This window comes from Pedobacter nototheniae, from assembly GCF_004335085.1.
Taxonomy (GTDB): domain Bacteria; phylum Bacteroidota; class Bacteroidia; order Sphingobacteriales; family Sphingobacteriaceae; genus Pedobacter; species Pedobacter nototheniae.
This window is the reverse complement of record NZ_RQRS01000031.1, coordinates 1-19124: the sequence shown is the minus strand read 5'-3', so window position 1 is coordinate 19124 and position 19124 is coordinate 1. Positions and strand designations below refer to the sequence as shown.

General features: G+C 34.7%; 14 protein-coding genes. 4 read left to right on the top strand and 10 right to left on the bottom strand.

Going from position 1 to position 19124, the window contains the following annotated elements; genetic code table 11:
* Positions 1–7: 7 nt before the first annotated feature.
* From EHC72_RS20695 to EHC72_RS20680, 4 genes are all read right to left on the bottom strand, one after another.
* A complete protein-coding gene (locus tag EHC72_RS20695; protein WP_131539629.1) occupies positions 8–1465 on the bottom strand; it encodes a RagB/SusD family nutrient uptake outer membrane protein in 1458 nt (485 codons plus the stop codon).
* An 11-nt stretch (positions 1466–1476) separates the two neighbouring features.
* Positions 1477–4908, bottom strand: a complete 3432-nt coding sequence (locus EHC72_RS20690) for a SusC/RagA family TonB-linked outer membrane protein (RefSeq protein ID WP_131539628.1) — start codon at positions 4906–4908, stop codon at positions 1477–1479.
* Between the two features lie 779 nt (positions 4909–5687).
* Positions 5688–7007 carry an NAD(P)-dependent benzaldehyde dehydrogenase MdlD gene (gene mdlD, locus EHC72_RS20685; protein WP_131539627.1) on the bottom strand — a complete coding sequence of 440 codons (1320 nt, stop codon included), beginning with the start codon at positions 7005–7007 and terminating at the stop codon, positions 5688–5690.
* A 104-nt stretch (positions 7008–7111) separates the two neighbouring features.
* Entirely contained in the window at positions 7112–7954 is an 843-nt protein-coding gene (locus EHC72_RS20680) for a GNAT family N-acetyltransferase (RefSeq protein ID WP_131539626.1), read from the bottom strand.
* Positions 7955–8318: 364 nt separating this feature from the next.
* Here EHC72_RS20680 and EHC72_RS20675 point away from each other — a divergent pair, with 364 nt between their 5' ends.
* Positions 8319–8957, top strand: a complete 639-nt coding sequence (locus tag EHC72_RS20675) for a Crp/Fnr family transcriptional regulator (protein ID WP_131539625.1) — start codon at positions 8319–8321, stop codon at positions 8955–8957.
* 21 nt (positions 8958–8978) lie between these two features.
* Here EHC72_RS20675 and EHC72_RS20670 read toward each other — a convergent pair whose 3' ends face one another.
* Together EHC72_RS20670 and EHC72_RS20665 are read right to left on the bottom strand one after the other, a co-directional pair.
* On the bottom strand, positions 8979–9326 hold the full coding sequence (locus EHC72_RS20670) for a nuclear transport factor 2 family protein (RefSeq protein ID WP_131539624.1): 348 nt from the start codon (positions 9324–9326) through the stop codon (positions 8979–8981).
* A 282-nt stretch (positions 9327–9608) separates the two neighbouring features.
* Positions 9609–10478: a phospholipase D family protein gene (locus EHC72_RS20665; protein ID WP_131539623.1), complete on the bottom strand. Its 870-nt coding sequence runs from the start codon at positions 10476–10478 to the stop codon at positions 9609–9611.
* 281 nt (positions 10479–10759) lie between these two features.
* On the opposite strand from EHC72_RS20665, the gene EHC72_RS20660 reads away from it, so the two are divergent.
* Complete coding sequence (locus tag EHC72_RS20660) at positions 10760–12085, top strand: paraquat-inducible protein A (RefSeq protein ID WP_131539622.1); 1326 nt, start codon at positions 10760–10762, stop codon at positions 12083–12085.
* Between the two features lie 31 nt (positions 12086–12116).
* Positions 12117–13454: a paraquat-inducible protein A gene (locus EHC72_RS20655; RefSeq protein ID WP_131539621.1), complete on the top strand. Its 1338-nt coding sequence runs from the start codon at positions 12117–12119 to the stop codon at positions 13452–13454.
* Positions 13455–13490: 36 nt separating this feature from the next.
* Here the strand turns inward: EHC72_RS20655 and EHC72_RS20650 are convergent, their stop codons facing one another.
* The 4 genes from EHC72_RS20650 to EHC72_RS20635 all read right to left on the bottom strand — a co-directional run bounded on the left by EHC72_RS20650 (position 13491) and on the right by EHC72_RS20635 (position 16789).
* Positions 13491–14684 carry a winged helix-turn-helix domain-containing protein gene (locus EHC72_RS20650; RefSeq protein WP_131539620.1) on the bottom strand — a complete coding sequence of 398 codons (1194 nt, stop codon included), beginning with the start codon at positions 14682–14684 and terminating at the stop codon, positions 13491–13493.
* Between the two features lie 8 nt (positions 14685–14692).
* The gene (locus EHC72_RS20645; RefSeq protein WP_131539619.1) at positions 14693–14980 is read right to left on the bottom strand and encodes a DUF6958 family protein; all 288 of its coding nucleotides are present in this window, start codon (positions 14978–14980) and stop codon (positions 14693–14695) included.
* A 27-nt stretch (positions 14981–15007) separates the two neighbouring features.
* Positions 15008–16030, bottom strand: a complete 1023-nt coding sequence (locus EHC72_RS20640; RefSeq protein ID WP_131539618.1) for an LLM class flavin-dependent oxidoreductase — start codon at positions 16028–16030, stop codon at positions 15008–15010.
* A 426-nt stretch (positions 16031–16456) separates the two neighbouring features.
* The gene (locus EHC72_RS20635; protein ID WP_131539617.1) at positions 16457–16789 is read right to left on the bottom strand and encodes a hypothetical protein; all 333 of its coding nucleotides are present in this window, start codon (positions 16787–16789) and stop codon (positions 16457–16459) included.
* 1211 nt (positions 16790–18000) lie between these two features.
* Between EHC72_RS20635 and EHC72_RS20630 the strand changes: the two genes are divergently transcribed.
* Complete coding sequence (locus tag EHC72_RS20630; RefSeq protein ID WP_131539616.1) at positions 18001–18660, top strand: hypothetical protein; 660 nt, start codon at positions 18001–18003, stop codon at positions 18658–18660.
* Positions 18661–19124 lie beyond the last annotated feature (464 nt).

Here is a 19124-nt window from a genome sequence, read left to right as displayed (position 1 = left end):
TTTAAATTTATCTTGGATTTAACTGAATAAGCGGATTGGCTGCCTGCTCCTTTAATGGAATTTGTAAGGCAGTTCTTAAGTCGCCGGGCATTAAAATGGCTTCCGCTGCAACCCCTCTTCCTAAAGCATGCTCTACTTTTATCCCTAATCGTTTTACATCAAACCAACGCATTCCTTCTCCAATAAATTCTTTTCTACGCTCTAGCAAAACAGTAGCTAAAAGACCATCTGGTGTTTGAGCCGCGGCACCCAAAGCTACGTAAGGCGTGTACCTTGCTTTACGCAACACCTCCAAATCTGTTAGCGCATCAACTAACGCCCCGCCATTTTTCAATACTGCTTCTGCCCTATTAAGTAAAACTTCTTCCATTGTAAAGTATGAAATCCTAAATGTACTGTTCGGATTATTTGGTTGTGTTTGATACTTAGTAACCATTGTTTGCCTATCTATTACAGTACCCACTGGATAAAATAATCCCGCTCTTAAATCAGTGCCAGATGGAAGCAGCGGAACTAAGGCATCGGCAACGTAAAAGCCTGACAATTTAAACCCTGTTGCACCAATAAAACTTAGATTTGCTGAAGAGTAATAATTCATCAAAATACTTGGATGTATAGTTGGATCCATATATTTAACGGTAAATATTTGGACCCCATTTGCCGGAATCACTGTTAAATCTGCCGCAAGATCTCTCACAAATCTTCCTTTTTCTGCAATAACTTCATCTGCGTACTTAATAGTACCAGCCCAATCTCCTTTATAAAGTTTTACCCTACTCATAAAAGCGTTTGCAGAAGCAATTGAAAAATGATAAGGATTTTTAGGTGCAAAAGCTGCTCCTTTTTTAAGGAGTGCAATACCTTCAACAGCGTCTTTTTCTACTTGATCGTAAACTTCTTTTACTGTATTTCTTTTATAAACCTTTATATTTTCCTGGTTTACTTCTGTCACAATAGCTATACCTAAATCATTATTTGCCGTTGCAGCGTTGTAATGTTTACCAAACAGATTAACCAGCATAAAATGATTATAAGCTCTTAATAAAAGTGCCTCTCCCATTACAGCAGCCTTAAATTCATCTGAGCCGCGGCTAGATAACGGTACTCCACTTATGGCGACATTTGCTTTATATATTTTTGAATAAAAATCCTTGTATGCCATATCAGGGTTTCCATAACTATTCTCTCCATACACATCTTTATACTGGTACAATGGTAAAAAATAGCTAACAAGAGAGGCCTGTGCGTTATTTGCACTGTATTGATAGTCATCCGTCAATATATCAGTAAACATCTCTTGCCTTCCAGGGTAAGCATCAGCCAATATTTGCTGATAATGCTCTGTAAATTGGAGTTCTATTCTACCATCATATGGTTCATTTAAAAACTTTTTACAGCCAGAAAAACAAGTTCCTATTATGATTAATAATGAGGTTATAATATCTTTTTTATTTAATAATTTCATTTTATTTGAGATTAAAATTGCGCTATTAGTCGTAATGTATAACTTCTTGGATTAGGTAAACTTACACCCGTAATTAAAGTCTGGGGATCTATACCTCTTAATTTAGGGCTAGCCCAGAAATAAACATTATTAGCAGAAGCCATTATACGAGCACTTTTTATCCAAGGGATTTTGCTAAGCAGTTTATTGCCTAAGTTGTAAGATAACATCACCTCACTTAAACGAAGTACATTTGCACTTACCACCATTACATCACTTCGGTTGTAAGCGAACTCATTTTCAATAAATGCAGAAGATAAATATGCATTCTGGATATTAGATACAAGCCCGGGTATCTGGGTTGTATTCTCATCTCCCGATATGCGCCAGCGAGCATCAATATCTTTAGCAGTAGCTAAGTCATCAGGATATATTCGCTTAACCATTGGAGACCTAAACACTTTATTACCCAAACTATAAGTTAAAAACACTCTTAATTCTAATGCTTTGTACTTAAAAGTATTGGTTATTGAACCAGTTGTAGTTGGCTGGCGAGAGCCCATGTATACAATTAAAGAATCGTTTGTTGATGATCTTTGAATGTTATTAACGGTTTTTCCACTTTCTCCAACTTTAAATAGAGGTTGTCCATTTTCATCAAGTCCTCCAAATCTATAAGCATATAAACCATACAACGCGTTACCTACAGTACCATAACCAGCTGGTTGAGTTTTCTCGGTTAACAACGGAGATAATGCATTTCCTTTGGTCATTGTCGTTTTTACATATCCAAACAGAAAATTAGCATTCCAACTAAAATCTTTAGTTGCTATGATATCTTTTATGCCTAAACTAATATCTATGCCTTCATTCCTTAAAGAAGCCCAATTAATACTCTTTGTTGAAAAGCCATCTTCATAACCTACTTGACTGGATTTTATTAGGTTGTCATTATTTCTGTGGTAATATTCAGCGCTTAAAACAAGTTTGTTAAATAATCCTAAATCCAATGCAAGATTACCGATATAATCTTTTTCCCATGTTAAACTGTATAATTCGGGATCGGAAATTCTAATACCAATTTCAGAGTTTATAGCATCAGGTCTGTTTATATTAGCATAATTGGCATTGATATTGGGTGATGTTTGATAAGCATTACCTCTAAGACCATAGCTTAATCTCACTTTCATGAAATCAATTTTTTTGTCCTTATTAATACGCTCGAAAAATTTCTCTCTATCCACATTCCAAGATAAACCTACGCTATAATTTGGCAAAAACCTGGTTTGCGTTTTTTTTCCAAACATGTTATTACCATCAACCCTTCCAGCCAATTCTAAATTATATTTATCAGAAAATGTATAGCGAGTAGTAAGAAATAATGCCGTTCTGTTTTCTCTTGTAAATCCTTCTGCATAATATCGGTCATCACTCTCAATTGCTTTTTTGAAGGCTAAAATACTTGGGGAGATCAGTTTACCTCCATAATATAAATAGCCATAACCGCGTGTGAAATTAGTATTTACCTTATCAGAGCCAATTTCTGCACCACCAAAAACAGTTATAGTGTGTTTATCATTCCATTTTTGAATCCAATTTAATGTACTTCGCATATACAAAAAGTTTCCATTATTCTTTGTTGCATCCAAAATACCTCCTCGTGGAAGAATAGTTTCTGGAATAGCATTCGGATCAGAAGGATCAGTATATAAAAGTGAATTAAGTTTTCTTACTTGATCATTAGTTGCTACTCTGTAAGCTGCCGCAGCATTAGAGAATTCTGTAATAACATGGTCGTAGTTTGACGAAGTTTTTCTTGCAGAAAGTAATGTTTCAAAAGTAAGTGATGAACTTATTTTATATGTTGGATTTAAGGAAAATCTAAAATCCTGAGTTTTTAATGTATTAAAATTCTCTTTTAATTCCTCTAATATATTAAAAGGAGCATAATTTCTTTGGTAATATTGAGGCTGTCCATCACTATCATACGGCGACATTGCACGACTAGTATTTATGGCATAAGATGTTGGATTTAGCTCAAATGACCGGGTGGGTTCAAAATTAGTATTGGTAGCATTAAATGTACCTGGAGTAAGTTGATCCCGAAAAGATGCATTTCCATTAAAATCTACTGTAAGTTTAGGTGTTAAATTAAGGGTTACCCGAAAGTCAGTAGTGTATCTGTTCATATTATACCCTACCGCCTGTCCATCATCTCCAGCATAGCTTCCTGATAAATAATATGTCGATTTATCACCACCACCAGAAAAGGACAGACTATGTTCTTGCAGGAGGTTATTTCTAAAAAGTACATCAAACCAATCTGTGTTTAAATAACGTGCTCTGTTAACTGTCGCATTAAACTGGTCTTTATTTATTTGGTTTAATGTGTATTTCCTAAATGGCTCTGTAAAAGCGCCTGTAGAAGAAGGGTAGTTAAGAACAGATAAATATCCAAAATTGTACAAATCATGGGATAAGTCCATCTGCTGTTCAGAGTTCATCACGTTAAATTGACTAATATCTGGCTTTACACCGATGGTATAAGCTGTACTAAAATTAACAGAGGCTGAATTTTTTCGTCCTTTTTTTGTGGTAATGGATACAACTCCATTGGCAGCTCTTGTTCCATATAGTGCTGTTGCTGATCCATCCTTAAGAATCGAGATATCTTCAATATCTGCAGCATTAAGTCCAGCAATAGCGGACCCTAAAAGTGATGCAGGATCTCCTGAATACAACTGACTAACTGAAACATTTGCCGGCGAAGAGATTGGTATACCATTAATTACGTATAGGGGTTCTTGGTTTGCCGAGATAGAAGCACTGCCTCGTATCCTTATTTTTGGTGTTGACCCGAAAGTTCCGGATACGTTATCTACACTTACTCCCGCTGCTGATCCTTGAAGCATTCTTGAAACATCAGTATATCCAGATCGGTTAACAATTTCTTTATCAACCTGACTTACAGAACCTGTAAATGTCTTTTTATCAATTTTCTGGTAACCAGTAACCACAACTTCATCGAGCTTGTTATTGCTACTAAGTGTAATTTTCATAGAACTAGAAGCTGGTGCTTCATGGCTGTTATAACCAATGTAACTAAAAATTAAAATAGCGCCAGACTGAGAAACCTTAATATTAAAATTTCCATCGTTATCAGTTTGGACGTAATTCTTTGTTCCTTTTTCTTTTACTGTTGCTCCAGGTAATGGTTTTCCATCTTCATCAACAACTTTACCCGTTATAATAACTTGCTGAATTTCAGCTAGCAAAATTTTATGATCAAAATTATTTGAGGTAATATTTAAAGGGGAAATTGCTCTGTTTTTTAAGTTTCCTTTAGCGCTTGCCTGCACAAAGGTTAAAGAGAGAATGACTAAAACCAATTTAATGGTTCGCCAAGTTTGATTGCGTTGTTGCCTTTTTTTTTTTGGCACAACACAATGAATAATATTATTCATATTTTTTGTTTGGATTAATGTTAATTGATAAACTATTCGTACAGTTTGTAAAGACTAGCCCAACATTTTAAGTACTTACGATCGCCATCGCTTCTACTTTTATTGAACGCCTTATTTAAATTAATCCTCTTCTTTGTAGTTGTTTTGCATGTTTTGCTTGGTTAAGTTGATTAATGAGAAATAATTATTGATGCAGTTGAAGTCGATTAGTCGTTAGCTGAATCTTATCGCATTATATTTCAATTTTAACCACATAAATAGTTTTTATTTTAGAAATAAGAACTACGCACATATACTGCAAAAACACAATAATCTGTAAATCAAATAGTTAATAGTCAGTCAGAATAAATAATGCAGTCGTTTTGCGTAGGTAGTTAATTGTGGGAACACAATAAAAAAATGAATCTGCTATGGTAAAGGGAATTACGAAGATGGTTGTAATAAAAAATATGAACTGATAAATAGAAAAATCAAGTCAAAAAGTTATAACTTCTAGATAAGGCCAAGATTACCTACCGTAAGAAATTAAAAATTTGAAGAATTTAGATTCTAAATGAACCAGATATGGAAAATATTCCTTTAGAGCGTGACAGTTTTTTGATGATAAAAAGTATTCTTGCAATTTGCAATAGGTACTGTTTAAGGCAAAAATGAGATAATTAGAATAGTAATATTTCTAATTATCTCATTTATAATTAAGCAATTGAATCGTATTATAATTAACTTTTCGAGCGGTTAACAACAAGCAACTTACAATTCTTTAAAATTATATTAAGTTTTTATGACAGCTTTAAAACAGATCTCATGTGGCTAAATGTTTGATAGCTATATTGGCCGTGATATTTTCCAATTCCTGAATTACCTACACCACCAAAAGGCAGAAAATGCGTACCTACGTGAATCAGCGTGCTATTAATTTCAGCATCACCACTAGTTGTTCTTTCTAATACCTCTTGAGTAAAAGCGTTATCTTCAGAAAAAACATATAATGCCAAAGGCTTTGGTCTGGAGTTAATTTCTTCGAGTACTGTATCAATATCAGAGTAGGTTAAAAAAGGAAGAATTGGACCAAAAATTTCCTGCTGCATAATAGCATCTTCCCATGTTACATTGTCCATCAAAGTAGCCTCAAAATAACGAGATTCCACATCATGTTTTCCGCCATAAACAACTTTTTCTTTTGCAGCATCTAAATAACCAGCAAGATTTTCGACTTGTTTACCTGACACAATTTTCCCTATTTTGCCAAACGATTCGTCATTGTATGTTTTCTTTAAATGATCTATAAACTTTGTAATTAATATATTTTTAATCGATTCATGTACATAAACATAATCTGGTGCCACGCAGGTTTGTCCACAGTTCATCCATTTTCCCCTTGCAATTCTTTGCACCGTTTTATCAAGATCAGCATCGTGATGTACAATTGTAGGCGATTTACCACCCAATTCTAACGTAACTGGAATAAGTTGTTCTGCAGCTGCTTTCATTACAATTTTGCCCACATTGGCACTTCCTGTAAAAAAGATATAATCAAAACTAAAGCTTAATAAAAGCGTATTTTCTTCAATTCCACCCTGAATTACAGCTATATATTCGGAAGCAAATGCATCTTCAACAATATCCTGAATTACTTTTGCAACATTTGGAGTATTTTCTGATGGTTTTATAACCGCGGTATTTCCACCCATTATAGCCCCCAGTAAAGGACTAAATGTTAGTTGAACGGGGTAATTAAAAGGGCCAACAATATAGCTTACTCCGTATGGTTGATAGGTAACTTTACTAGTAATCTCGGCCCCTGAAGAATGTTGCTTGGGAGGTATTTGAATGGGTTTTGCCCAGTTTGCTAAGTTTGCTACACAATAATCAAGCTCATCTACAACAATTTTTATTTCTGCATATTCCGTTTCTTCCCTGCTTTTCCCTAAATCAGTAAGCATAGCAGCACAAATTGCATCTGTGTGCGCTACGAAAGATTTCTTCAGGTTATTCAATTGTTCGATTCTGAAATCAATACTTAAAGTTTTTCTTTCTGCAAAAAACCTTTTCTGGCTCTTAAATATATTTTCGATGTACTCTTTTTGTTCCTTATTCATTTAATTTATTTTTACCGTATACGCCATTTCAAAACGCTAAACGGAGGTTGAAAAACAATAAGGCAACAGTTAAGAGCGTATTTAGTTTGCTTTTAAAGTTCTATTTAAATTATTCTTTCCATTTCAAACTGAGAAACTGTAGCGCGTACTCCTAAATATTTTAAAAAGGCATCCATTTCCAAAGAACCAGCATCCACATTAAAAATAAGAACTTCTTTAGAATTTATAGCTGTTAGCATTCCGTTAACCAATTGTGAACCTATTCTCCTGCGCCGATGCTCTTCTGCGACAGCAATCTGCATAATTTTTCTTGAAGCAGGATTATAAACAATATATCCTACAAGCTCATTATTAAGATAAGCACCTAAAATACGGCAACTTTCCTTACTTTTATTTAAGGTTATAATTGAGTTTTGCCAGGTAGGTTTGATAGACCAGAAGGAAGTAAAAGTATCCCATTCAAAATCATTCATTGTTTTAATTACAGCAATATCTCCTCCTAAATCTTTTGTTATAGGTCCGCCAAAACAATTAAGAGTTCTTTGCGCCTTGTAATCAATTTTTTCATAAGCTTTAATGGCCGATGCATTAACCGTGATTACCTCAAGCACCATGTGTTTTACATTTAAAACTTTTAATTTAGGTAATAAGAAATCGTACATTTTGGCGACCAAACCTTGTCCACGATAATTTGGAATAACTCCCGTTGCAGCATTATAGGCAACTAATTTTCCATCCAAATCGTTTAAAGCATGAAGCATAAAGCCAACTAATCTGTCCGCTTCAAAAATACCGATTGATAAGTTTAACTTTATATTCTCTGTAGATATCTTAAAATTTAACTGCTCTAAATTAAGTTGTAAAGGCACTATATAGTCAGAAAATGATAGATTCAGCGTATTTACTATATCTTCAATTTCAACATTTTCTAAAGTATTAATATTCATATTTATTCTCTTTACCGATTACCTGAGATGGTTAAGCCATTTTAATTTTATCCATTAATTAATTTAATAGTAAGTTTTGAGGAACGTTGTTATTTAGCTCAAAAAAAGGTTTTTTATCCCTTCCTGCCCTTTGCGACGAATTTAGCTAATTTTCATGATTATTATTAATCTTCAGCTACTGGCTATTCGTTTATCCTTATTGGAAATAATTAGGGAAGGAAATCACATTTAGTTTTCTTAATAACTAAATCACAATACCCACATAATCAAAGCATAAGCTTTAAACAAACGCAATAAAATTACTCCTATAAGTTGTAAATCCTTGTTTGTAAAATCATTTGCTATTGATGACTTTTGCAGTAAGATGATCTTAAAGAATGAACTGGGCGATAAAAAATGGGATAACCTTGGTGGTATATCACCACTCATTTCGGTATTTAAGTTATTCCACCCTCTTAATTCCGAGATTGAGCGCATTATAAATGAGCAAACTTTCCCTGTTACCTTTGCAAAGGGCAAACATATGGCCTCCCCTCATAACCGTAATAGGTATATTTTTCTTATATTAAAGGGATCAGTTCATGGCTATATTAAAGCCGGAAATAAAAAAATTACCACCTGGATAGTTATTGAAAATGAACTTGCAGGCAGCATCCGCAACTTGTGGATTGAAGAAGCATCAGAAGAATATATTGAAAGCATAGATCCTGTATTGGCCGTTGCTATTCCGCACGAAATGTCGAGATATTTATACGAAAATTTTAACATTGCGAATTATGTGGGCAGAAAGATGACTGAAATTTATTATAAAGGAGCGTCTGAAAGGGCTTTTATTTCAAGGCTCCCAACAGCAAAGAAACGCTATGAACGTTTTTTAATTACCTACAATTACTTGCTTGACCGGGTTCCATTAAAATATATCGCATCTTTTTTAAGTATGAGATTGGAAACCTTGAGCAGAATTAGGACTGCAGAGGCGAAAAATACTGACCATAAATTATAGGGAAGTAAATTTCTGTTATTCTTATGCTTCAATTACAAAGGCCTTTAATTCATCCATTTTACCATCCTTAAATCGCCAAACATCACAATAAGCATACTCAATCTCTTTTTGATCTTTATCTCTCATCTTAATTTTACCTAATGCAGTAACAAAATCGCCATCTCCGATTAAATGCTCAACCATAAATTTTGGAGGCTCCTGATAAGCTTTTTTCATGTATTCACGTACAGCTTCTTTCCCTTTTAGGATTTCATCGCCAACAAAAACCCATTTGGTATCCTCAGTGCAATAAGAAAGAAATCCTTCATAATCCCCTTTGGTAATTGCATTATTTGCTTGCTCTAATATGTTCTTGTTATGCTCTATCATAAGAAATGTATTTTTTTTTTAAGAACAACTGAGCCTAAGTATAGTTTTATAAAGCTAAACCAAAAATACTTGGTTTATTTAAAGTCTATTATTTGTTGTTGCTGCACGAGACAACCTTAAAACAACCTTGAGTGCTACAGGTTGCTTTCTGCAGAGGCATGGGATTTAAAAGCAAAAATTTTTATATAGGATACTAAAGTTTATTAATCATAATATTAAACTGCTTATCGTATTCTTTTCTTAAGATTATGCTATTAACTATCTAATCTCTATACATGGAAACTATAAATTATGGGTTCGTTTAGCATCACGCCAATGTTTTTTCATTATAGGCGTAATATAACATGTATTACCGTTTGATAATTCTCCGGAAAAATGACAATATTTTTCTGGGTATTCTTCATTGGCCCATTTGCTCCAATTAACATATGCCTTTTCACAGTAAGGTTTTTTAATATTAAACTGAATCTCTGCTCCAGTTCTTATACAAAAACCAGTAGTTATTTTATTACGATTAATTTCTTTTTTACTATCACTCTTTTCATAGGATTTAAAATTAATAGAAGTGTCACCTTGACTATCATGATAATGATCTATAATATCTTTTTCAACAACTGATTCAATGAATTTTTGACTCAAATTAAACATGGTAGATTCATATCTAGGTACTTTTTGGTATAAGAGTTCACTATTTGAGATCACATCATTAAAGTAATTATAAGCATCTAAATCTAAGTCACCTGTACCAACAAAATTAGAAATACCTCCAATACGCCAAGCTGATGTTTCCGTTAGAATACCTGCTTCTATATTATTATTTTGAGAAAAATCATAAAGGTTCATGGATGTAATTAAACCCGACATTTCATTACCATAATATTTAGCATGTAAATTCTTTTCATATCTTATTTCGATATTTGGAAACTCTTTAAGAAATGCCAAATCTTCTTTATTAAGACGATTTCCATTCTCTGATTTTCCATATACAATTGATATTTTTAAGTCGGGAGATTTTTTTTTCAGCTTCAATTCATCTCTAATTCTGCTATGAAGTTTAATAAATGGAGAAATCAATAACAAGATACTCTGTGCTTTGTTAATAATTTTTTCGAGTGCGGCATTGAGCTCACTGCCTTTTACAAATTTAGTCATGAGTGATAATTTATTTATGCAACAATAAGTTATTTCTCCCACAGAAGAAAGTATTAAAACACTTAAAATCTATTTTTTTATAAAAAAATATTAAAAATAGAAAGTAAAAATGAGTGCTGGGGACTCCTTTCTGCATAGCAATTACATAACTATTACTTGAAAAACCGTTATATAAAACTATTTTATTTCCTTTTAAAACCTTTTGCACTTGTTTTTGGTTTTATCTGGCAATACCAAACTAATATAGTTATCAATTTGCATAACCATTTAAATTAATCGGCTTGGAAACACAAGAAAAATATATAAGGGAGCGCAAGTCTTTTCTTCCTAAATTTCTACTAATACTGGCTCTTGCCCTTTTACTAGGTACTGAGGGTTACTTTGGTTTTAGGCTACATGAGCTTTCCGACCATCAAGAACGTATTAAAGAAGATTATTCGGATGTGAATAACATTACTTATGGTTTGTTTTCTGTGCAGCAATGGAAAGATAAGGTATCTAAAATTGTACATAAACAGGTGGGCAATTTAAAAATGACCAGAAAGCAAAAAAAAGTATTGCAAACGGAGGTTGAAGAAGTACTGGTTGCACTCATTAATAAGGCCGAAGCCCTTGTAAATAAACCAAAAAAAACGCTGAGTGGTAAAATACAGAAATTTGCAATTAAAAACTTCGTAAACTCCGATAGTATTAAGGCGCAAGTACCAAACTTTGCAAAAAAAATTATTGCTGAGGTAGATAATCCAAAAAATAAAAAGCAATTAAGTAAAATGGCCATTGGCGAGTTTAATGAAATTGCTAATGAAGAAAAACAGGATAGTGCATTTGTTGCAAATGCCGCGGCAATTAAAATGATGTACAAAAAATATCAGGTAACATCTATTGATTTGCTGAACAAAAAATTAGTGGCGTCGCTTGCTGATATTCGTGTAAAAACCTATCGGTATTCTTTCATAATGTTAGGCTGCGTAGTTGTAGTGTTAGGTTTTTGGTGGGGCTTGCGTAAACGCAGGGATTTGCATGTTACCCTTTTTGTAATGTCCTTATTTTTTGCATTCATATTATTGGCTGTTGGGCTAACGGCATCGATGATAGAGGTAGATGCACGGATCCGATCGTTGGATTTTGTATTGCTTGGAGAGCATGTGATGTTTAAAGATCAGGTGTTGTTTTTTCAAAGTAAGAGCATTATGGATGTGGTTAGCGTATTGATTAGTCAACCTGGAGTAGATTCCATATTGGTGGGTGTACTCATATTAGTTTTCAGTATTCTTTTTCCTGTTGTTAAACTCAGTTCAACCGGGATTCACCTTTTGGGTAATAAACGATTGGCGGAGAATGGCATTATTAAATATTTTGCATTTCAATCTGGCAAGTGGAGCATGGCTGATGTAATTGTGATTGCTGTTTTGATGGCATATATAGGTTTAAATGGATTATTAGAAGGTCAGCTTCAGGCACTTAATATCAAAAATGACTCACTCACAATTTTAACAACCAACAATACAGCCTTGCAACCAGGTTATATTATTTTCATCAGTTTTGTGCTTTATGGGCTCATTCTATCTACAATATTGAAATTTATTACACCGCATGATGCACATTAAACCATTTCATTTAAGCTGTTGATTAATTATTATGGCAACTACAACAAATATCACCTCCAATATATCTACAAAAAAAAGTAGGCTTGCTCCTATTTTGCTTATTGCCGCGTTGAGTGTTCTTTTATTCGGCGAAGCTTATTTTGGGTACAATTTTCGTCAGCTTTCTGTTGAGCAGAAACATATTAAAGAAGATTACAGTTTATCCAACAACATTACTTTCGGTATATTCTCCGTTGATAAATGGGGCGAAAAAATATCACATGTTGTAGATCGTAGAGTAAGTGGCTTTAAATTAACGGCAAAGCAAAAAGTAGAAATGCGAAAAGAAGTTGAAAAAGAACTTCATGGTTTGGTAAATAAAGCAGTATCAGAAGTAACCAAACCTCAGAAAAGCCTCGGTGGAAAACTTAAAAAACTGGCTTTTAAAAGCTTCGTTGATATTGATGAATTACATGCACAGGTACCTTCTTTTGCAAAAACAATTGTAGCTAAAATAACGAGTCCAACCAGTTTAAACCGTTTAAAGGGCATAGCTGCAAGCAAGGTAGATGAGCTTGAAGCACAAACTTACGATAGCACCGATACCACGATTACAACAGTTGAGCAAAATATTTATCATAAATACCATGTAAAAAATGCGAAGGCTTTTGATAGTCTTGTAAATAATAGGCTGGCAGAGATTAAAAAGGCGAATCTACAGTTTGCACTTGGCATGTTGGGCTGCGTTGCTATTGCTTTAACGCTATGGCTTTTTTTAAGAAAAAAGGTGCAACTACACGTCCCTTTATTTATTATGTCGTTATTATTTGCGGCAATATTACTTACCGTAGGCGTTACATCGCCAATTATAGAAGTTGATGCCCGTATACAAACACTGGAATTTGCTTTGTTAGGTGATAAGATTGCTTTTACCAACCAAGTCCTCTTTTTTCAAAGTAAAAGTATCCTTGGCATTATAGGTACGTTGATTGAGCAGCCAAAGCCTGATGCTGTACTGGTGGGTGCATTACTGCTTGTTTTTGTAATTGTGCTTCCGCTATTGCGTATTGTAGCAAGGGGGATTCATGTATCTTGTGGTCATCTTTTTGGCAGTCAGAAAATATTGCGCTTTCTAGCTTTCGATTTGGGCAAATGGGATATGGCAGATGTTATGGTGGTTGGTATTGCAATGACTTATATCGGGCTTAATGGCATTTTAAAGAGTCAGCTTTCGGGGCTTAATATGGAAAATGATACGCTTAAAACAGTTACCGCGAATAACTCTGCATTACAACTCGGTTTTTTTGTATTTGTAACATACGTGGCTTACACCATTGTTTTATCTTATATACTTAAACGTATAGATGAACAAAATGGACCATGTGAGTAATTGAAGACTGATATATTATCAAGTTATCAGAAAAACCTATTCGAAAAAACCCTTACGGATCACATCGAGGTAATGCTCATTATTTGATTTACTGAAAACAATATTTCTGCATTGGTTAAATTCAATAAATGCTTTTAAGGAGGATATAAAATTTTCAAGCACAGCCTCTCCGATTGTAATATCTTCAAAATGTATATTATGAACAATCAGTAATTTCTTTTTACGATCTGCTTTGGCATCCATTCTTGCAATAAATGTTTCGCCAGATAATACAGGAAGAGAAAAATAACCATACAAACGTTTTTGTGCCGGCACAAAACATTCTATCTGGTAATTGAAATTAAAAAACTCACGTAAACGGTGTCTGAAAACATTTATAATATCAAACGGCGAAAGGATAAATACATCACCTGAAAGCTCAGTATTTAGGTTTTGTTCAGCGAGCATATAAAACGGACCTTTCAAATTATCCACGTTTACCAGCCTAACTTCTCCAAGCTGCAACATTTTTTCGATCTCCGTTTTAACTAAATTTCCCTTAACCCTTCTTGCCCGCCAAGCCATTTCTTTTATAGTAGAAATCCCGAGTGCTTTTAAAGTACGACGAATAATAAAACGTGCAAATTCTTCTGCCGTTGGCATTGTTAAATCAGTTTGCTGTGGCAGTAGATTTAGTGGCAAATCATAACTTTTATGAAACTTTTCATCCCGACTAATCATGAGTTTTCCCTCCAGATAAAGTCTTTCAAGCGCAACCTTAGATGGACGCCAATCCCACCAACCAGAACTTGCTTCTAATCTATCGTTATCAAAGTCTCCAACTTTTACTGCCCCATCCCGTTCCACGCGATCCATAATCTGCTTCATCAAAATTTCAACAGGCTTACTCAAAGCATTCCCCTGTGTTTTAAAAGCCTCCTTTATTGGTAACGAGAAACGGAAATCTTCAACAGGGATAAAACCCGCATCAGAACTAAAATATTCAAATATAAGTCCATCTTCTACAAGCTCGGCTAGCCAGCCCAATTCATAGTCGGGTATTCGAGCAAACATAACATGATGATGAGCACGCTCCACAACATAATTGGTATCCAGTTGCACAAAGCCCAAATGTGTTATAAGTTTATAAACAGCCTCTATCCCTAAGCCAAACTGAGCAGGCCGGGCAAGTCCGGCTGCTTCAATAATTATTTTTCTGGCTTGAGATAGAGTTATTTTTATAGGCTCCATTGCACTAATTATATCTTTGAAACTAATCTGTATTTCTGCGGCTTATCGTTAGTCCTTTCAATCAGTTTTCTTGCTTCCAAATCAAGCTTAACTACTTCTCCATACCACTGTACCCCACCAACAAAACTATCTTTAACCTTTTGGTATAGTGCTTCCATTAATTCGGTATGCGTTAATGGAAGCACGGCCAAAATCACTAATAAAGCTTCTTTAATCTGCTCATATTTTTCAATGGAAATCACCTTATTAGTTTTAGCCAAATCGGGATGAAGTGTTTGAAAGGTTGCTATTTTCAAGTATAAAAATTTAAGATAAATAAACCATTAACGCCAACCCAATGCAGGAGCTACATGTTCTAAAATAGAGGAGAGTACATGAATATTGTAATCAACGCCTAAAGTATTTGGTATAGTTAGCAGTAGTGTATCCGCTTCTTGTATAGCCTCATCTTCTGCTAATTCCTTGATAAGTTGATCGGGTTCGGCTGCATAACTTTTACCGAAAACCGCTCGTTTTTCAGGTTCAATATAGCCAAAACTATCGGATCCCTTCCCTTGCTGACCGAAGTAATATCTATCTTCATCACTTACCAATGCAAAAATAGAACGACTTACCGAAACTCTTGCTTCGCGTTGATGGCCTGCTTTTTTCCATGCTTCCTTATACAACCTAATTTGTTCTGCCTGCTGAATGTGAAAAGGTTTACCACTTTCGTCCATTTTTAATGTAGAACTTTGCAAATGCATACCATTTTCTGCTGCCCAAACTGCTGTTGTATTAGATGCAGCACCCCACCAAATGCGTTCTCTCAATCCTTCAGAAAAAGGTTCAAGCCGTAACAAACCCGGGGGATTAGGGAACATGGGATTAGGATTTGGCTGTGCAAAACCATCTCCACTTAATTTATCTAAAAATTCTAATGCTTTTTGGCGGCCCATATCTGCGTCAGTTTCTCCATTAGCAGGTTGATAGCCAAATTTGCGCCAGCCATCAATAACTTGCTCCGGCGAACCTCTACTGATACCCAATTGTAACCTGCCTTCAGAAATTAAATCGGCAGCACCAGCATCTTCAACCATGTACAAAGGGTTTTCATAACGCATATCAATAACGCCTGTTCCAATTTCTATTTTATTGGTTTTTGCACCAATTGCGGCAAGCAAAGGAAATGGTGATGCCAATTGTCGAGCAAAATGATGAACCCTGAAATAAGCACCATCTACACCTATTTCTTCTGCTGCAACAGCTAAATCGATAGATTGTAATAAGGTATCGGCTGCGGTTCGGGTTTGGTATGAGGGATGGTTAGACCAGTGCCCAAATGATAAAAATCCTATTATCTTCATTAATTCAATGATTTACTTCCAAATGTAATAATACGGTCGTTGCGTAGAGGTCACGGCTTAGTCATAACCAAACAAAGTATTAACCAAAAAAAGAAAGCGGGAAAAACCTAAGGCTCTTCCCGCTCATCTAAATTAACGCTCTCAAATATTAAACGTAATTGATTCATAATTGTTTTATTTATTTAAAATTTTACCTGTCTCTAAAGATGCTTTCATAGCTGTTTATTTATTTAAGTTTAATAATACACTTGCAATAAAAATATTCTTCAGGTAATAACCAATCTATTCAATTATGAGCAAATGATTAACCCCAGGTAGAAATTCCTGGGGTTAATTTGAAATGAAAAACAATCTTCATCAAGTATGGTTATGCGATTTAGATTATCCAAAAAGCAGCTAAAAAACACCTTTAAACTAGATTAATTGTTAAATATTTTCATGGTGAAAACATCCACCATTATCGAAATTACTTGTAAATGCATTGATTGCCGTTGCGCCCATTGAGTTGTATGAGGTACCATTAGGTGCAGAAACATAAATTATATAAGTTCCACCACAAAAATCGGTAAATGTAAAACTGCGTTGAATGCGAAAGAACTTGCTTTTCTTATTATTTTTAGTAATGTATGTGTTCACATTTGAAGTGGTTTTAACTTCAATCTTTGTTACAACAGGTAAATCTTTTTTTGGAGCACGATCAGCTGCAAAAGCGCTAAACCCAATAATTGTGCATATTAATGCGATAAATAAATGTTTCATAATTTTGTTTTTTAAAGAGTAAATAATTAAATGTTTTAGAAGTTTAGGATATCTATAGTTCATTCATTTCATGATAAAACTCGGATTAAATAATATATCACACAAAAGTGAATTGATATTTGATATCTACCAACCAATATTCGAGGCTTTCAAATCTATATTCGTAAATAGCTGATTTATTTTAATATAAGAAAGGGCATTATAAACCAAAAAGTTTGAAACATTAGGGAAACATTCTCCCGAAAACGCATGAGTTCTACTTTTCAAAAGAATAGATTAAAATTCTTGATAAAAATAAATCCCACTTAACTTTAATGGGTTAAGTGGGATTTACGTACTAAAAGCAAAAAGATTACTTACCGATACAGAAAGTAGAACTAACTGATAATCAGTATATTAAAATCAAAAAGTGTCAAACAAAAATTGGGTGATTTTCTTGTTGCCGGATTGTATAACAATGGTAAAAATTTAGTGTGATAAAACAAAATTTGAGGGATAAAATCTTGTTTTTTTTTTAAACATGATCTTATTTCTGATTTGCGGTTTTGGTTCGCATTTCATTCAGATGTCCTCTCTTTTTCTGACGCGTTTAGCCGATCTAAGAGCCAAGATGATGGAAATGGATCCAAATATTCCTAAGTCAAATTTGATTCCGGAACTTAATTGCGGATCTTAACGTAAATTTTTATAAAATCACTACCAGGGACCTTAACTGCATTAGTATCGTATTTAATCATAGACTGCCTACTAGGGTTGATCTATTAAATTTTATTGTGCTAAAAAAAGCAGAAAGTTACTACCTGGTGAAGGGTATATAACTATATGACTACTCAAACGACGTTCAATCTCTCGTATTCGAGAAAGAAGCACTTTTCTTCGGTTGATATTTTGAAATGATTACCTTGAGGTATGAAAGTCAGTAAAAGGACACCCGGTGTTTCGCCAGCATCTTTCCATAGATCCTTAAGCAGCAAAGCATGTGGGTTGCAAAGATTTGTTGAACATAAAACGAAAGTGCTTCGCCGGGATGTTTCAGATCCTCTCAGCGATACTGTACTATTGAATTTCGCATTGTCAAAACAACTGTTATAATGGAAGACTTTTTAAACATCCCGACGGATGCAGTCTGAAAAAAACTTCATCAGGCCTGTCTGGAAACCTGTGAACATCATGCCGGGGAACTGGATCTGATACACAAATGGCTGACCGACATGGAAAAATTTGAAATACTTGAACAGGATATCAAGACCGGTCAGGATTTTACTTCAGTTAAAAATCTGTACCAGCTACAGGCACTGTTCATTATTGCTTCCACGGACCTTAGCATTATTACCAGTCAGATGTATCTGTGCAAAATTAAGCTGCAGCATCTATATTTTAACCGACAGGCTAATTTAACCGTTTATGAAGCATATGAAACTTATAGTGCTCATAAGCAATTTCTGCGGTCATTGGTTTCGACCAGGTATCCTGAACTTGAGCCTATCCTGAATGAAATCAATGCAGAAGAAAAAGTATTTGTCCGCAAGTTCAAAATTAAAACCACCGTAATGGATGTTAGAAATAAGGTCGGTGGGCATATTCATAAAAATTTCAGGGAATGGTACGAAACGGTCAACACCCTAGACGGAGAGCAGGATGCCCGGATGACCATTGCATTCATAGAGTTGTTCACCGGAATATTTCGTTTAACCACCACCCTAACAAGTTTAGAACACCAGAGATTCATAGAATATGAGCAAAAGTCAAAAGCAAGCATGAAAAATTCCCTGCAGAAGATCCAGGATCTGATGGATAAGGAGAATGAAAAACTTCCATCTGGCCAGAAGTTGGATTTTGACTTGCAACAAATCAGAGATTTGTTAAAATAATTAGCATCGCTGGTTTTATCTGGTACTGGCCACAATCAAATGCGGCATCAGATAGGACGCTTATACGAAAAGCCATTTTGGTCAGCAATGCGTGGCCACTTTTCGGATAATTCCTAACTGCGGCATACCGTCCTGAATTTACTTGTCGTTTCATAAAAACCGTTTCTAATTGACGGATAAGTGTATCCTGCTCGCCTGGTTCCCTATCCTGCTATTCACTTAAATTCTCTAAAAAAAGGCCGGCATCAAGGCCGTGAACGTTTATCAACACCTTAACCATTCGCGGGCATTGCGTTCCGCAATCCTAATCGCCCTATATATCAATAGTTGGAGTTGCTACTGGAATTGCAATATAAAAGTGGAGACATTTTATGCCGCTTCTGTTTTATTTTTCAGCATTGCTCTTTCAACCTGAACTGGGGTTCTGTAATCAAGTGCCGAATGTCTTCTTTTCCTATTGTACC

Coding starts and splice junctions, on each gene's coding strand:
- EHC72_RS20675 (WP_131539625.1), top strand. CDS start 8,319: ATGATCTTAAAGAATGAACTGGGCGATAAAAAATGGGATAACCTTGGT.
- EHC72_RS20680 (WP_131539626.1), bottom strand. CDS start 7,954: ATGAATATTAATACTTTAGAAAATGTTGAAATTGAAGATATAGTAAAT.
- EHC72_RS20640 (WP_131539618.1), bottom strand. CDS start 16,030: ATGAAGATAATAGGATTTTTATCATTTGGGCACTGGTCTAACCATCCC.
- EHC72_RS20665 (WP_131539623.1), bottom strand. CDS start 10,478: ATGACTAAATTTGTAAAAGGCAGTGAGCTCAATGCCGCACTCGAAAAA.
- EHC72_RS20670 (WP_131539624.1), bottom strand. CDS start 9,326: ATGATAGAGCATAACAAGAACATATTAGAGCAAGCAAATAATGCAATT.
- EHC72_RS20635 (WP_131539617.1), bottom strand. CDS start 16,789: ATGAAACATTTATTTATCGCATTAATATGCACAATTATTGGGTTTAGC.
- EHC72_RS20690 (WP_131539628.1), bottom strand. CDS start 4,908: ATGAATAATATTATTCATTGTGTTGTGCCAAAAAAAAAAAGGCAACAA.
- EHC72_RS20695 (WP_131539629.1), bottom strand. CDS start 1,465: ATGAAATTATTAAATAAAAAAGATATTATAACCTCATTATTAATCATA.
- EHC72_RS20650 (WP_131539620.1), bottom strand. CDS start 14,684: ATGGAGCCTATAAAAATAACTCTATCTCAAGCCAGAAAAATAATTATT.
- EHC72_RS20630 (WP_131539616.1), top strand. CDS start 18,001: ATGGAAAAATTTGAAATACTTGAACAGGATATCAAGACCGGTCAGGAT.
- mdlD (WP_131539627.1), bottom strand. CDS start 7,007: ATGAATAAGGAACAAAAAGAGTACATCGAAAATATATTTAAGAGCCAG.
- EHC72_RS20655 (WP_131539621.1), top strand. CDS start 12,117: ATGGCAACTACAACAAATATCACCTCCAATATATCTACAAAAAAAAGT.